The 15848-nt window shown below is 48.9% G+C and carries 16 protein-coding genes and 1 other annotated feature; of the genes, 1 reads left to right on the top strand and 15 read right to left on the bottom strand.

The annotated features are described in order from the left end of the window. Nucleotides 1-28: 28 nt before the first annotated feature. The 6 genes from ACTRXG_RS03050 to ACTRXG_RS03025 form a co-directional block, all read right to left on the bottom strand. Entirely contained in the window at nucleotides 29-601 is a 573-nt protein-coding gene (locus ACTRXG_RS03050) for a CvpA family protein (RefSeq protein WP_462865588.1), read from the bottom strand. Between the two features lie 5 nt (nucleotides 602-606). Beyond that, entirely contained in the window at nucleotides 607-858 is a 252-nt protein-coding gene (gene zapA, locus ACTRXG_RS03045; RefSeq protein WP_022793126.1) for a cell division protein ZapA, read from the bottom strand. 117 nt (nucleotides 859-975) lie between these two features. Next, nucleotides 976-3399, bottom strand: a complete 2424-nt coding sequence (gene pheT / locus ACTRXG_RS03040) for a phenylalanine--tRNA ligase subunit beta (protein WP_474284010.1) — start codon at nucleotides 3397-3399, stop codon at nucleotides 976-978. Between the two features lie 15 nt (nucleotides 3400-3414). Next, complete coding sequence (gene pheS / locus ACTRXG_RS03035) at nucleotides 3415-4449, bottom strand: phenylalanine--tRNA ligase subunit alpha (RefSeq protein ID WP_474261919.1); 1035 nt, start codon at nucleotides 4447-4449, stop codon at nucleotides 3415-3417. Between the two features lie 48 nt (nucleotides 4450-4497). Then, nucleotides 4498-4716: a binding site (T-box leader), on the bottom strand. Between the two features lie 55 nt (nucleotides 4717-4771). Then, a complete protein-coding gene (locus tag ACTRXG_RS03030; RefSeq protein WP_462865592.1) occupies nucleotides 4772-5539 on the bottom strand; it encodes a TrmH family RNA methyltransferase in 768 nt (255 codons plus the stop codon). Nucleotides 5540-5644: 105 nt separating this feature from the next. Further along, complete coding sequence (locus ACTRXG_RS03025; protein WP_474281655.1) at nucleotides 5645-6733, bottom strand: M42 family metallopeptidase; 1089 nt, start codon at nucleotides 6731-6733, stop codon at nucleotides 5645-5647. A gap of 266 nt (nucleotides 6734-6999) precedes the next feature. Between ACTRXG_RS03025 and ACTRXG_RS03020 the strand changes: the two genes are divergently transcribed. Further along, complete coding sequence (locus ACTRXG_RS03020) at nucleotides 7000-7407, top strand: sigma-w pathway protein ysdB (RefSeq protein ID WP_474261916.1); 408 nt, start codon at nucleotides 7000-7002, stop codon at nucleotides 7405-7407. Nucleotides 7408-7452: 45 nt separating this feature from the next. On the opposite strand, the gene rplT is transcribed toward ACTRXG_RS03020, so the two are convergent. From rplT to speD, 9 genes are all read right to left on the bottom strand, one after another. Then, nucleotides 7453-7806 (bottom strand): 50S ribosomal protein L20, encoded by a 354-nt coding sequence (gene rplT / locus ACTRXG_RS03015; protein ID WP_298783507.1) that lies wholly within the window; start codon nucleotides 7804-7806, stop codon nucleotides 7453-7455. A 41-nt stretch (nucleotides 7807-7847) separates the two neighbouring features. Beyond that, a complete protein-coding gene (gene rpmI, locus ACTRXG_RS03010) occupies nucleotides 7848-8051 on the bottom strand; it encodes a 50S ribosomal protein L35 (protein ID WP_022793119.1) in 204 nt (67 codons plus the stop codon). Nucleotides 8052-8093: 42 nt separating this feature from the next. Continuing rightward, nucleotides 8094-8705: a translation initiation factor IF-3 gene (gene infC, locus ACTRXG_RS03005; RefSeq protein ID WP_322526529.1), complete on the bottom strand. Its 612-nt coding sequence runs from the start codon at nucleotides 8703-8705 to the stop codon at nucleotides 8094-8096. A 196-nt stretch (nucleotides 8706-8901) separates the two neighbouring features. Further along, nucleotides 8902-10842, bottom strand: coding sequence for a threonine--tRNA ligase (thrS, locus tag ACTRXG_RS03000; RefSeq protein ID WP_474261915.1), 1941 nt, complete (start codon nucleotides 10840-10842; stop codon nucleotides 8902-8904). Nucleotides 10843-11172: 330 nt separating this feature from the next. Then, nucleotides 11173-12282, bottom strand: a complete 1110-nt coding sequence (gene mqnC, locus ACTRXG_RS02995; RefSeq protein ID WP_322526531.1) for a cyclic dehypoxanthinyl futalosine synthase — start codon at nucleotides 12280-12282, stop codon at nucleotides 11173-11175. 141 nt (nucleotides 12283-12423) lie between these two features. Next, nucleotides 12424-13350: a primosomal protein DnaI gene (gene dnaI, locus ACTRXG_RS02990; RefSeq protein ID WP_474284009.1), complete on the bottom strand. Its 927-nt coding sequence runs from the start codon at nucleotides 13348-13350 to the stop codon at nucleotides 12424-12426. 18 nt (nucleotides 13351-13368) lie between these two features. After that, nucleotides 13369-14772: a replication initiation and membrane attachment family protein gene (locus ACTRXG_RS02985; protein WP_474261913.1), complete on the bottom strand. Its 1404-nt coding sequence runs from the start codon at nucleotides 14770-14772 to the stop codon at nucleotides 13369-13371. Nucleotides 14773-14788: 16 nt separating this feature from the next. Next, a complete protein-coding gene (gene nrdR / locus ACTRXG_RS02980; protein ID WP_022793114.1) occupies nucleotides 14789-15268 on the bottom strand; it encodes a transcriptional regulator NrdR in 480 nt (159 codons plus the stop codon). A gap of 171 nt (nucleotides 15269-15439) precedes the next feature. After that, nucleotides 15440-15823, bottom strand: coding sequence for an adenosylmethionine decarboxylase (gene speD, locus ACTRXG_RS02975; protein WP_022793113.1), 384 nt, complete (start codon nucleotides 15821-15823; stop codon nucleotides 15440-15442). Nucleotides 15824-15848 lie beyond the last annotated feature (25 nt).

Raw genomic sequence — 15848 nt, 5'->3', positions numbered from 1 at the left:
ACAGACTTCCCTGTGAAACACAGGGAAGTCAGCCTTCATTCTCTATTGGGCCGTCCATGTTCCCGGGGTCTGCCGGCATGATTTGCTCGTACCAGCCGGAAAGCCATGGGGTTTCATGTAATATAAAGCTGGCGACTGCCGAATTGTTTATTACCGGCTCAAGAGCCGGAAACGGCATCAGCATAGCTGCAGCCAGCACAACGAATAAAATTACGTACGTTTCGAGCACCCCAAGCACACCACCAAGCCAGTAATTAATCGTTCTAAGCACCGGAAGTCTGGCAATGCCGCCTGCTGCTCCGGTTAAAAAGCCGGCGATGATGCGGGTGCCGATAAACAAAAGAAGAAAGGCAATCGAATAATAAAACAAGCTGCGGGTATCAAAAGCAGCCAGGAACGTCCCTTCCGCCTGCTGGCCGAATGGGTAGGGGATCCATTGTTCTAAAAACTGCGCGACTTCTTCATAGAATAAAAACGCAACAATAAACGCTGCCACCAGACTGACAAGGCGAAGCAATTGAAGAACAAAGCCTCTTTGAAGCCCTGTAAAAAAGCTTCCGATTAAAATCACAACAAGCAGAACGTTTATTACTATTTCCATAGCCATTATCCTTCAGAATCTTTGTCCTTGTTTACTTCTTCTTTGAGTTTTATATAGTCATCCACTACGTTTAAAGCCGTCAATACCGCCAGGCGGGTCGTATCCAAATAAGGATTGTATGCTTTATACTCTTTCATTCTCTTATCTAAATAATTGGCGACCTGATTAATATGCGAGGGTTGTTCATCACCGACAATCGTGTACTGCTGGCCGTATATTGTAACCGTAGTGCGTTTTTTACTTTGATCATCAGCCACGTCTTCCGCCCCCTGTTCTTGAATGTGCCTTTTCCTTAATAGTAACAGAATAAAAAGGCTCTGAATATCTTTCCCTTTACAGGCCCTTTTTTAAACCGGGAGATGCCCGGCAGCTGTTTACTGCCTGAGCTCTGCCCCGGTTTTTTCTTCAAGCATGCGAAGCACCTGGTTGTGCGCGGAGCTGACCTCTTCATCGGTCAGTGTTCTTTCCGGATCCAGGTAGACCAGCGTGAACGCCAGGGATTTTTTGCCGGGCGTTAGATTCTCGCCCTGATAAACGTCAAACAGGGAGGTGCTGTACAGCGTGCTTCCACCTGCGGACTCAATGACTTCTTTTACTTCAGCTGCAGGCACATTTTCATCCACAACAATCGCAATATCACGGGTAGTGGAAGGGAAGCGCGGAAGCGTTTGATAACGAACCGGCGTTTCCACCGCCTGAAGCAGGGAGGTTAAATCAACCTGCAGGGCATACGTTTCGGCTATATCCCACTCACCAGCCGTTGTTGGGTGAATTTGGCCGACGTATCCCACCGTTTTTCCATCCAGCTGTATGTCTGCGGTACGGCCGGGGTGCATATCACTGTGCTCTGCCAAAGTGAACGAAGCACGGCTTTCTACGTGCAGCTCTTCAAGAATGCCTTCAGCAATTCCTTTCATCACGTAAAAGTCTGCATTTTTTGTTTCTCCCTGCCATAGGTGGCTTTCCCATCTTCCGCTTACTACCGCAGCAAGCATAATACGTTCTTCCGGCTGTACAGCAGCATTCTCTTCTTCGGAAAGAAACACCGAGCCCATTTCAAACAAAGCGATATCTTTCGTCTGGCGGTTGCGGTTATAGCTGACTCCTTCAAGAAGCTGAGGAATCAGGCTCTGCCGCAGTACTCTGCGGTCTTCGCTCATTGGCATGGTTACTTCCATCGTATACTTTTCCGGGTACAGCGTGAAACGGGAAGCTGAGCTGGCAGTCGTCAGGGAATAGGTGACAGCTTCACTCAGCCCGGCACTTTCCAAAAAGCGGCGTACTGTCCGCTTTCTTTTCTGTTCGGCAGTCAGGCTTCCGGCCGTTGTAGCACCTTTAGGAAGTGTACTCGGAATGTCCTGATAGCCGTGCATCCGAGCGATTTCTTCAGCCACATCCTCTTCAATGCGGATATCCGGGCGGCGGCTTGGGATATATACTTCGATACTGCTCGTTTCCTTGTCGGCGGTCTGAAAGCCGAGACGTTCGAGAATACGGACCATTTCTGAACCGCTGAGCTCCATTCCAAGCAGCTGATTGATACGGCGATCACTCACCCGTACCCAGCGGCCGCCCGGCTCCCGGTGGTCCTCCTGCTCGATACCCTGAAGCAAAGTGGCGCCCGCATATTCAGCGAATAAATGCGCCGCCCGGTCTGCTGCCTGCTCCACTCTCTCCGTGTCGAGCCCCCGCTCATAACGGACACTTGCATCGCTTCGTATCCGCGTATCCTTTGACGCCTGGCGGATCAGGGACGGGTGAAACAGGGCTGCTTCGAGCAGAATATTTGTTGTCTGATCGCTCACCTCTGAGTGTTCTCCACCCATTACTCCTGCAAGGGCTGTCGGCTTTGTACCATTGGTTACGACCAAATGCTCCGTGGAAAGATGATGCTTATTACCGTCGAGCGTCTGTATTTCTTCATCTTCGAACGCTCGTCGCACGAGCACTTCGTCGGATCCGAAGGCGTCAAAATCAAACGCATGCAGCGGCTGCCCGTATTCAAGCAGCACATAGTTGGTAATATCCACGACGTTGCTGATCGGCCGGATGCCCGCGGCCATCAAGCGGTTCTGCATCCAGTACGGAGAAGGCTTCACCTGAATGTTTTCAGCGATTCTTGCTCCGTAATAAGGAGTGTCCTCCCCGTTTTCGATTTTCACATTAACCGCTGCTGAAGCAGGCTTTTCGCTTTCTTTTACCGAAGTCACAGGGAGCCGGACGGTCCGGTCCAGCTGAGCTGCCACTTCGTAGGCGACCCCGAGGATATTCAGGCAGTCGGCACGGTTTGGCGTAATATCCAGATCCATCACTGTATCGTCCCAGCCAAGAGCTTTTACCGCATCCGATCCCGTCTCCGGATCCTCGTCAAAAACGAAAATGCCTTCAGCCACATGCTTAGGCACCAGCTTGGCTTCCACGCCGAGCTCCTGGAGAGAACAAATCATGCCGTTGGACTGCTGGCCGCGGATTTCCGTTGCTTTAATTTCCATCCCCCCAGGCAGAACGGTGCCCGGCTTTGCCACTACGACCTTCTGTCCGGCTGCCACGTTGTCAGCACCGCAGATGATCTGTACTGTCTCTGCTCCCTGATGCACCTGGCAAATGTTTAAGTTATCCGCATCCGGATGCTTTTCGGCTTCGGTAACATACCCGACCACGCATCCCTCAATCGGTTCGGCACGCCGGTACAGAGCGTCCACCTCTACACCTCCTGTAGTCAGGCGATCGGCAATTTCTTCGGGGGTAATATCTTCAATATCCACATAATCTTTCAGCCATTTATATGAGATCAACATATCTGCATTCTCCTTCTATACTCGAGTGAATTGTTTTAAAAAGCGCATATCGTTCGTGTAAAAATGCCGGATATCATCAATGCCGTATTTCAGTAGGGAGAAGCGCTCTACTCCCATGCCAAAGGCAAAGCCGCTGTATACGTCCGGGTCAAAACCGCTCATTTCCAGCACGCGCGGATGCACCATCCCGCATCCGAGAACTTCAATCCACCCAGTATGCTTGCAGATGCGGCAGCCTTCCCCGGCGCAGATACCGCATGAAACATCGAGTTCTGCAGACGGCTCGGTAAAAGGGAAGTAGCTCGGGCGGAGACGAATTTCTCTTTCCTCTCCGAAATATTTTTTCACAAATGTTTCGAGCACCCCTTTTAAATCACTCATCCGGATATTTTCGTCAACCATCAGCCCTTCGATCTGCATGAACTGGTGGGAGTGGGTAGCATCGTCATCGTCCCGGCGGTAGACCTTGCCCGGGCAGATGATTTTCACCGGCCCTTCGCCGTGGTGGCGTTCCATCGAGCGGGCCTGTACCGGCGACGTCTGTGTACGCAGCAGCAGATCACTGCTGACATAAAAAGAGTCCTGCATGTCACGGGCCGGATGATCTTTTGGCAGATTCATCGCTTCAAAGTTATAATAATCGGTTTCGACTTCCGGTCCTTCAGTCACTTCAAACCCCATACCGATAAAGATATCTTCAATTTCTTCCACAACGCTTGTCAGCGGGTGCTTCGCCCCTCGCTGGACCTTACGTCCCGGCAGTGTCACATCGAGCGTTTCTTTTTCAAGCTTTTCCTTTAATGCTTCGTCGGCAAGCGTTTTTGTTTTTTTCTCCAGACGCTCCTGAATAGCTTCCCGTACTTCGTTTCCTTTCTGGCCGACCACAGGACGCTCTTCCTTGGACAGCTGCCCCATCCCCCGGAGCACTTCCGTAATCGGACCCTTCTTCCCTAAGTATTTTACTCTCACCTGCTCTAATTCCTTTGTATCGCCAGCTTCTTCAATCTGCTGCAGCGCTTCCTGCTGCAGCTCCTCCAAGCGTTCTATCATATCCTGGTTCCCTCCATTTTTATGCCAAATAAAAAGAGCCCTCTCCCTGAAAGGGACGAAGGCTCGCGGTACCACCCTTGTTAGCTGCAGTGCACAGCTCACTCTCCTGTAACGACAGGTTCCGGCACGCTTTTCTTCCACAGGGAATACTCCAGCGGCTGCTCCGAAGCGAATTCACAAATCCTTACTGCAAGGTATTTTCAGTCAGCGATACCTTTTCCCTGTTCAGCAGGAAGCGATGCTACTACTCTTCATCTGCGCATTTGTGTTTATATGTTTCAATATGAATTATTATAGAAAAAGCCTGGCCCGATTGCAACCATCACCAATCTGTTTGCTTCAAGTGATACAGCAGAATGCCGGCAGAAACTGCCGCATTTAACGATTCTGCCTGGCCCGGAATCGGAATGTACAGGTTCTGGTCGGTCCGCTCGAGCCATTTCTTTTGTACGCCGGCTCCTTCGTTGCCAATGATTAACGCAAAGTAAGGCTGCGGCTCAAGTGCCGAATACGACGTACCTTCATCAAGCGAAGTGCCAAAGCACGGAATGTCCGTTTCCTGCAGCCATTCCAGCCATTCACCCAGGTCCTCCTGCAGTACTGGGACATGAAACAGTGAGCCCTGGGTCGCCCGGACCACCTTTTCGTTGTACGCATCCACCGTACCTGTGCCGAGAACGACTACCCCTTTTCCAAGCGCGTCAACCGTCCGGATAATTGTTCCCAGGTTACCTGGGTCCTGAATGCTGTCCACCAGCACGAAAAATGAATATCCGCCGCTTCTTACATTAGAAAATTCAGGAATTCTGCATACAGCTACAATATTTTTCGGGGTTTCCGTCGAGCTGATTTCTTTCATTACGCTTTCTGTTACCTCTGTGGCCGGTGTTGGAATTTCATTAAAAACCTGCGGCCACTCTTTATGCTCTTCAATGAAAATTTCTTCAATCCAGGCCTCCGACCGGACGGCTTCTGTCAGCGCGTGGTCTCCCTCAATTAAAAAAAGCCCTGACCTTTCACGTTCCTTACGCTTATGAAGTTTTTTTATCTCTTTTACTTTCGGGTTTTTTGCCGATTCTATCCGCTTCACTTCGCTGTCTCCCCCAGTATTTTCTCTCATCGTAGCACACTTTGACCCGCCGCAGAAAGAAAATAAACAGCCCTCCCGTCCCTCACGGACAGAAAGGCTGGTATTTTATGCTTCGTACGTTAACGAATCTACTGTGTCGCGGTCCAAACGCTTAGCAATTTCTACGATTAACTGCACGGCATGCTCAAAGTCATCCCGGTGCAGAATAGCCGCATGCGTATGGATATAGCGGGTCGGAATCGTAATGGCCATCGCCGGTACTCCTTCGCCGGATAGATGAATAGACCCTGCATCTGTGCCGCCGTTTGCCATCATGTCGAACTGGAAAGGAATTTCTTTCTCTTCAGCCACACCGACAACGAAATCACGCAGCCCTTTGTGTGCGATGACGGAGGCGTCCATCATAAGAAGCTGCGGGCCTTTGCCGATTTTCGCTCTGGCATCGTTACTTGTGACACCCGGCGTATCCCCGGCAATCCCTACATCGACAGCAAAGCCGATATCCGGCTGAATAAGGTTGGTTGCTGTTTTCGCTCCGCGCAGGCCGACTTCCTCCTGTACAGCACCGACGCCGTAAATTTCATTCGGATGGGATTCATTTTCGAGACGCTTCAGCACCTCAATCGCGATAGCACAGCCAATACGGTTGTCCCAGGCTTTTGCCATCAGCAGTTTTTCATTATTCATCACTTCAAAATCACATACCGGCACGACCGAATCTCCCGGACGCACGCCGAATGATTCTGCTTCTTCCTTGCTTGAAGCACCGATATCGATGAACATATCTTTAATTTCCATTGCTTTTTTGCGCTGCTCCGCCGGAAGAATATGCGGCGGCTTTGAGCCGATCACCCCGGTAATATTTCCTTTTCTCGTCATTACCTTCACCCGCTGGGCGAGCATCACCTGGCTCCACCATCCCCCAAGGGTCTGGAATTTCAAAAAGCCATTCTCATCGATTCCCGATATCATAAAACCAATTTCGTCCAGATGTCCGGTAATCATTAATTTCGGACCGCCGGCCTGTCCGGTTTTTTTAGCAATCAGGCTTCCCAGCCGATCGGTGCTCATTTCATCGGCGTAAGGAGAAATATACTGGGTCATTACTTTTCTCGGTTCCTGTTCGTTCCCCGGAACGCCGTTTGCGTCCGTGAGGTCCTTTAGCATCTGCAATGTCGGGTCTAATTCTGCCATTTCGTGCTGCCTCCTTTATGTACGGTTGTTTTACACACACATGCAAAGGGAAAATATTATTAATGCTGCGGGCTAATATTCTCATCCATACAAGCGGTGTGGTGCGGGTTCTTCCATATTCAGTATAAAGAACTTTGCCGCAGGGCTCAAACATAATCTATCATACCCTGGTGCCTGTGAAACTTTTTAGCAGACTGTGCGTATATATTAGAAATGAGAAGGCTTATGTACGCTTAATCCGATAGATGCAGAGGAGGGTGTAAAGATTGGGTATTCTTTTACGAGTGCTGCTGTTGATCGCTCTTATTATTATCATATACTCGTTTTGGAGATACTGGAATAATTCTAGGAGAAAGCTGGAAGCAGCTCACCATAAAAAGCAATTCTATCTGCTTGATGACCAGCAAAACGTGCGGAAAAATTTACTGGCGACCCATAAAGGCGTCATGTTTGAAGGCGAAAAATACGTAGGTACAACCGAAAAATCGTTTGAAGTCGTTACGATTTCGCTGTGGGTGATTGAAAGTGAGCATTTGCGCGGCTTCCAGCGCGAGGATTTCACCTTTCTCGAGCGGGAAATTTTATCCCTCTATCCGGAAGCTGCTATCGAGTGGAACAGCCCGGTGAAGGAGTTCATGCAGCAGCTTGAAGCAAAACAGCCCGAGAAACAATAAAAAGCGGAACGCCTGATTTACCGGGCGCTCCGCTTTTTTGTTTGATTATAAGTTTGATTTCGCTTTTTCAGCAAGCTCTGCAAAAGCTTTTTCGTCATTTACCGCAAGGTCTGCGAGCATTTTACGGTTCATTTGGATACCGCCCTGCTTCAGGCCATGCATCATGCGGCTGTAGGACAAGCCGTTTAAACGGGCTGCTGCGTTAATACGTGCAATCCACAGCTTACGGAATTCGCGTTTGCGCTGGCGACGGTCCCGGTAAGCATACTGCAGGGACTTCATTACCTGTTCCTGTGCTGTTTTAAACAGTCTATGCTTAGAACCTCTATAACCTTTCGCGAGTTTTAATACTCGTTTACGTCTGCGACGTGCCACATATCCGCCTTTTACTCTTGGCATCGTCAACCCCTCCTTAGCTTATCTTAATTATTTGGTCGTGCTTATTTTTTCGTTTTCGGCAGCAGTGTCTTGATACGCTTGTAGTCGGACTTGGAAACAAGCTCCGGCTTACGCAGGTTACGCTTTTGCTTTTGGGATTTATGCGAAAACATATGGCTCGTGAATGCGCGTGCGCGTTTTACACGGCCGCTTCCTGTTTTGCGAAAACGTTTTGCTGCTCCGCGGTGAGATTTCATTTTTGGCATAAGTGACATCCTCCTTTTTTAATATAACGGGCTGACCGCTGTCTACTCTTTACTGGATTCTTCTTTTTGCTCCCGTTCCTGCTCTGCTTTTGGAGCGAGCATGAGGAACATGCTGCGGCCATCCATTTTCGGCTTCGTTTCAATCGTACTCACGTCTTCACACTCTTTTGCAAACCGGTCAAGCACCTCTTTACCGATATCAGAGTGTGTGATCATACGACCGCGGAAGCGGATAGCTGCTTTTACTTTATCGCCTTTAGACAAAAACTTTCTTGCGTTACGCAGTTTTGTATTAAAGTCGTGTTCTTCAATGCTCGGGCTCAAACGAACTTCTTTCACGTTGATCGTTTTTTGCTTTTTCCGGGCTTCTTTATCTTTTTTCTGCTGTTCAAAACGATATTTACCGTAATCCATAATACGGCAGACAGGCGGTTTTGCGTTTGGAGCGACAAGAACAAGGTCAAGGTTTTCTTTCCCGGCCAGCTCTAAAGCTTCGTTTCTTGATTTTACTCCAAGCTGCTCTCCGTTAGAGTCGATGAGTCGAACTTCACGGGCACGGATGCCCTCGTTTACCTTTTGGTCCTTACGAATAATAAGCCACCTCCAGAAATTTAGTGCGCGGGGCTTCCACGCAAATACATACCATTGGCACAACGAAAAAACGTGCAGACACCCTCTAAAACAGAGAAGCGCCCACACGTATACAGAATATATGCTCTACACATTCAATATATTAGTAATAACCAGCCAACGTTTGTCGGTCAGGTGAGAAGCGGGCGCTTCTTCTTTAGGGATTAATTATTTTCACACTAGGACATCTTAGCACGGCCCCATTAGGACGTCAACCTTTTTATCGATATTCGTTGATAGCCGCTGTTACATTTTCCACGAAATCATTCAGCGGCTGTGAGTCCGAATCCTGCTGACCGTATCTGCGTACATTTACGGCGTTCGCTTCCTGCTCTTTGTCACCAAGCACAAGCATGTAAGGAATTTTCTGCGTCTGGGCTTCGCGGATTTTATAGCCGAGCTTCTCATCCCTTGTATCCACTTCCACCCGGACATCCGAGGCCTGCAGTGCCATTTCCACTTCTTTCGCGTAGTCAAGATGAACGTCAGGCGAGACCGGTATGATTTTCACCTGTACAGGGGAAAGCCACGTCGGCAGGGCGCCTTTGTACTCTTCAAGCAGAAAAGCGATAAAGCGTTCCATCGTAGACACAATGCCACGGTGGACGACTACCGGACGGTGCTCGCCGCCGTCGCTTCCCACATACGTGAGATCAAATCGTTCAGGCAGGTGAGTGTCAATCTGGACAGTGGAAAGTGTCTCTTCTTTGCCCATTGCTGTCTTTACCTGGACATCGAGTTTCGGACCGTAAAATGCTGCTTCGCCTTCTGCTTCCACGTATTCAGCGTCAATCGCATCCATCGCTTCTTTCAGAATGCGCTCGGAATTTTCCCACATCTGGTCATCGTCCACGTATTTTTCTTTATCCTCCGGATCCCGGTAGGAAAGCCGGAAGGTATAATCTTTGATACCGAAATCATGATAGACTTCACGAACCAGGCGTACAGCACGAATGAACTCATCCTTCAGCTGATCCGGACGGGCAAAAATGTGACCGTCGTTTAGCGTCATCGCCCGCACCCGCTGAAGACCGGCAAGCGCTCCGGATTTTTCATAACGGTGCATCGTTCCGAGCTCTGCAATGCGTACCGGAAGATCGCGGTAGCTGTGCTTTTTATTTTTGTAAACCATCATGTGGTGCGGACAGTTCATCGGCCGAAGCACAAGTGTTTCATTATCCATTTCAATCGGCGGGAACATGTCGTCCTGATAGTGGTCCCAGTGGCCCGACGTTTTATAGAGCTCGGAGGAACCAAGTACCGGCGTATACACGTGGTCATAGCCGAGACGCACTTCTTTATCCACAATATAGCGCTCGATAATCCGACGGATCGTGGCACCGTTTGGAAGCCAGAGAGGAAGGCCCTGTCCGACTGTCTGACTTGTCGTAAATATGTCGAGCTCTCTGCCAATTTTACGGTGGTCGCGCTCCTTAGCTTCTTCGAGCATTTTCAAATGATCGTCAAGCTGGGACTGTTTTTCAAAGGCGGTTCCGTAAATACGCTGCAGCATTTTGTTGCTGCTGTCCCCGCGCCAGTATGCCCCGGAAATATTCATCAGCTTAAACTTTTTTAATTTGGATGTCTGCGGCACATGAACGCCGCGGCATAAATCGACAAATTCTCCCTGCCGGTAAAGCGCGATCTGTTCTCCTTCCGGGATATCCTCAATTAATTCCAGCTTCAGCTCGTCGCCAAGCTCTTTAAAAAAGCGGACTGCTTCTTCCCGGGACACTTCCTCGCGAATAATTTCAAGATTTTCATCGATGATTTTATTCATCTCTTTTTCGATTTTAGGAAGGTCTTCCGGCGTCAGCTGGTGCGACGTATCAATGTCGTAATAAAATCCGTTTTCAATCACCGGGCCGACACCAAGCTGCACATCATCAAACAAGCGCTTCACCGCCTGGGCCATCGCGTGCGCGGTGCTGTGCCGGAGCACTTCAAGGCCTTCCGGGGACTGATACGTGATGATTTCAATCTGACCGTCCTCCCGGAGCGGAGTGCGTAGATCCACCATTTTTCCATTAATTTTTCCTGCCAGCGCACTCTTTTTCAGTCCCGAGCTGATCCCGCCGGCTACTTCTTCTGTCGTCGTGCCAATATCATATGATTTTTCATTCCCATCTGGAAATATGAGCGTAATTGCCTGTTCTGCCACTGTGATTTATCCTCCTTTTATTACTGTAATATACAGAAAAACGCATAAAAAAACCGCCCCCTCGAAAGGGGCGGGCTCAGCCGCGGTTCCACCCTAGTTTCCATCCCCTGTAAAGGGACGACTCTATCCGGGTAACGGCCGGGGATCCGCCGGCAGATACTGCTGTTCCCTGCCGAAGCTCCGAGGGGGTAAAAATAAAACGGTTCGTAGAGAACTTCCAGCCATGGTTCTCTTCTCTGGGACGCCTGTTTTATTTTCATGGCCTCATCCTTGCATTTTCCTTTTCGCTATTTCAGCATAGCGAAAAGCTTCTTTTCATGCAACCTGTATTTAGTTTTGCATTACAAAGTCTTTTTCGCTGTTCTCTTCTCCCTCAAACACCCGGAGTGTATGATACTTCGTATTACGTTGAGCCGGCGTGTAGCCTGCTTCCCGTATTAAACGAAGAATACGGTTGATGTTCACTTTGTGTGTGGTACCGGCTGAAGAAACAACGTTCTCTTCCATCATAGTACTGCCAAAGTCGTTACAGCCGTAGGAAAGGGAGCGTTTCCCCGTTTCTGGTCCTGCTGTTACCCAGGAGGACTGGAAGTTCGGGATATTGTCCAGGAACAAGCGTGAAATGGCAACGTTACGGAGATAGCCTTCCGGTGTAATACGCTCGCCTTTCATGCTTGTGTAATCCTGCTGGAAGGTCCAGGATATGAAAGCCAAAAAGCAGTTGGATTCATCCTGCGCCTCACGAATACGCCACAGGTGTTCTGCCCGCTCTTCGTTGGATTCGCCAAAGCCGATAACCATCGTTGCAGTGCCGTGCATACCGACCTCTTTAGCCATTTTCATGCAGTCAATCCATTGATCGGCCGTGCATTTCAGGCGGCTGATCCGTTTTCTCGTTTTCTCTGTGAGAATTTCGGCGCCGCCGCCCGGAAGTGAATCCAAACCTGCTTCGTGAAGAGCCGTTAATACCTCTCTCAAGGACAGGCCGGACACTTCCATCATTTTGTACACCTCTGCCGGTGTAAACGAGTGCATCGTCACATCAGGGAAATGACTTTTAATTTTTTTGAGCAGGTTCGTATAGTATTCAAATGGGAGGTTCGGGTTGGTCCCGCCCTGCATTAAAATTTCGTCTCCTCCTACATCCTGAAGCTCTTTAATCTTCTGCAGGATCTGGTCATCCGAAAGAAGGTATCCCTCTTCCGATCCCGGCCGGCGGTAAAATGCACAAAAACGGCAGAAGGTATCGCAGACGTTTGTGTAATTGACATTCCGTCCTATGTTAAAGGTAGCGACAGGTTCGGGGTGCCAGCGTTTTTTAATTTCATCTGCGGCAGCTCCCATTTTTTCTATTTCATCGCTTTCATACAAGCGCACAGCGTCATCCATTGTCAGTCGTTCTCCGTTTAATGCACGTTCCAGTATTCCATCAATGCTCATTTGTATACCCTCCAGAAAATTCCTTTGTGGCGCTCGCATGAAAATACCGCGAATCCAACCCATTTTCTGCATGCTGGGCGCTATCATCATGGTAGCATATTTATTTGTATTATACACTTAGAATGCCCTATGCATTTCCAATTATCCCCGGCGGTTCTGTCCGTCCATGAACACTTCTTCTGTGAACGGGCGGATGCGCTCCATGATACGCTTAGCTTTCAGCCGCTCGTTACCACCCTTCTGGGAATACGTCAAATGCTCTTCAAGTTCACTGTAATCATAGTTGGAGGTATAAACAGTAGGAAGCTTTTCCATCATCCGGTACTGCAGAATAACTCCTAAAATATCGTCTCTTGTCCAGGCACTCATCGATTCGGCTCCAAGATCGTCGAGTATGAGCACCGGCACGCCTTTGACGCTGTCCACCTTTTCCCTCACCGTATTATCCGAAAGCGATTCTTTGATCTCACGGAAAAAGTCCGGCACGTGTACAATCATCGAGCCGATGTTTCGCTCCGCCAGTTCATTCATGATCGCTCCGGCAATATACGTTTTACCGACCCCGAATTTTCCATACAGGTAAAGTCCCTGTCCGTCTTCTCCGGGCACGGTGGTCGATGCGAAACGCAGTGCTGCGGTTCCTGCCTTCGCTCTTGATTCATGATCCATATCCACCTGGTCAAAGGAAGCATGCAGTATCTCTTTTGGAATATAATAGCTTTTAATAAGTGCCTGTCTTTTTTTCTTTTCATCATCGTGTATCTTTAATGAACAGCGGTGATAGGCAACCGTTACTTTTCCTTTGTCTTCCATCAATTCCGGCTGATAGCCCTGCATCAGGTTCGGGCAGTTTTCAAGCCCAGGACAGGCATCGCAGTTACTGCGCTCCCTTTTATACTCAAATAAAGCTGCCTTGTTTTTTTCGTATTCTTCCGCTGGTATGTGCGGATGACGGCGCTTGAAATCAATAACTCCCGGATAGGCAAACACTTCTTTTTCAAGTCTGGCCATCCGTTCCTTCCAATCCTTATCCATCCATCTGTTCAACGAGGATCCGATCGAATCCATCCAGCCGCCTCCTTTCTTTTAACGGTTTGCTCTTTCCCGTCGTTCCTTAAGCATTTCTTCAAAGCGCTCTCTTTCCTTCGACAGCTGCTCCTCCTGCGTGGAATTTTCACCTTCTGCCGGTTTATTCTCTGCCTGCTCTTCTTTTTCCAGCCACTTAGGCAGCTTATCGTTTCGGACGTAGCCCTGAGACCGCTTATTCGTATAATTGTTTTTAGGTGCCTGGCGTTCCTGGGCCTGCTTGTGTTCTTCCTTTGCAAGCTTCATGGCATCCTCTACGGTATGTACTTTTTTTCTTGTCCACTGGCCGGCAATTTTATACACAAGTGCTTTGCTTAATTTCATATTATTTTTCTTCATCACGTAATCTGTCAACACGTTCACAACTCCCGGGGATAAACGGTAGCTGAATAAAAGCTCCTCCACGAGATGAATATCCGACTCCGGCACAGTTGCTCCTTCGGCCACCGAACGAAGAAATGTCACGGGGGACGTCTGTTCATAAAACTGCTTCATTTGCTCCTGTTCAGACACCGGGCGGCCCTTTGCCGGTGCCGGCTCCTGACTTTCTGTACGGTTCCCGAGCGCAGGCGGGGCTGCTCCGTGCTCCATACGGTAATGATTTTTTGCCTTTTTACGCAGGTCTTCTATATTTACTTCATCGTCTGCTGATAGGGACTCCTGAATCACTTTTCCCATATCAATCGGCGATAGCTGATACACAAAAGCAAGCCGGCGGACGGTCTGCTGCAGCGAAGGTGTTAACAGCCGCGAGCTGTCGAGAAAGGAAGGGAGCGAAGCTTTTAGCAGTTCCATGTCGAATCCATTCTCCTCAAGCTGCAGGCGCGACGGCTCACTGCCACCGACAAATTCTGTTCCTTCATCTGCCGGAGGCGGCTCGGAAGCCATTTCCGACGCATGCAGGGAAGCAAATACTTCATTGAACGAAGCCGTAATTTCTTCTGCTCCTTCAGGCACAGCCGAAATGCCAAAACGCTGGCGCAGCTGAATGTATTTGCTTTTCCCAAGGCGGTTATATAAAAATACGCTTAGCACATCGTCCTGAAAAAAAGCCCGCGGCGACATAGGCGGCTGGATATCATAAACAAATGTTTTATCCTGTGAGTGTGTTTCGAGTTCATAAACCCTGAGAAGCCCGATGCCTTCAAGCAGGCGGCGGGCAGCGTAAATCTCATTTAAAGGCATCTGCAAAAAAGCCATCAGTTCATGATGGGTTGCTTCGGAGCTTTCATAGCAGTCTTTTTCAAGCTTATTCTGCAGAGTCTGGTAGAGAGCGATCGCTTTGCTTCCGACTAACGGCTGGTAGAGCATAGACATCGTTTTATCCGTGCTCTCGCTGAATTCTTTACTTGTGCGAACATAGTACCCATCCACCGGTTTTACTTCCATCCAATGCAGACTCAAAGCGCCGCCCTCCTTTTTATGATTTTGATGAATCTTCTTTATTTTCTTTATCAATCAGTTCTTTTAATTCATTGATGAATACATTTATATCACGAAACTGCCGGTAAACAGAAGCAAAACGGACATAAGCGATTTCATCAATATCCGCTAGCTCTTCCATGACAAGCTCCCCGGCTTCCTCGCTTTTCACTTCTGTTCGTCCTTCTTCCCGCAGTTTATTTTCCACCCTCGAAACGATGCCCTCGAGCGTTTCCATTGGGATTGGCCGCTTTTCACAGGCTCTGATCAAGCCTCTCAGCATTTTTTCCCGGCTGAATTCCTCCCGGTTCCCATTTTTTTTCACTACGACAAGCGGCAGTTCTTCTACAATTTCAAATGTAGTGAAGCGGTGGTGGCACGTATCACACTGACGCCGGCGCCGGATGGAACGGCCTTCATTGCTCGGCCTCGAATCCAATACACGTGTGCCATTGGAGTAGCATACAGGGCATTTCATTATTATCATCTCCAATTTGATGGGCGGTCTCTATTTTTATTGGTTCTATCATATCACATTCGCTCCTGGCGGGAGGATGACAATTTGTGTATTTCTTTGAATCCCTTGTACTGCAGGCAATAAAAAACCGTTCAAGCAGCTACCTGTGCTTAAACGGTGTTCGTATGCGTATTATAGGGCATTCGCTTCCGGGCGCTCTACACGGATAGGGCCTGTACCGCGGGGGATTTCTATTGTTTCTTCCGCTTCGGCACCGAGTGATCCGGCAATATATTTAGCCGCCGTGTTCGGATCAATATGGTCTCCGCAAGTATACACATCGATGCTTGCATAGCCGTGTTCCGGAAAGCTGTGAATCGTTAAATGCGATTCTGAAATGATGACTACTCCGCTTACACCCTGCGGTGCAAATTTATGAAAAATCACTTCTCTTATTTCAGCGCCTGCTTTTAAAGCGGCGTTTACAAAGATACGTTCGATTGCATTTACATTGTTTAAAGTTTCTTCGTCACAACCCCAGAGCTCGGAGATGACATGGCGTCCCATTGTTTCCATGGTACGTTTCCCCCTTTGTTTCTTT

This window comes from Marinococcus sp. LNSP9103-4 (genome assembly GCF_056034345.1).
Note: the sequence above shows the minus strand (reverse complement) of the source record. Positions and strands in the feature narration are given on the sequence as shown.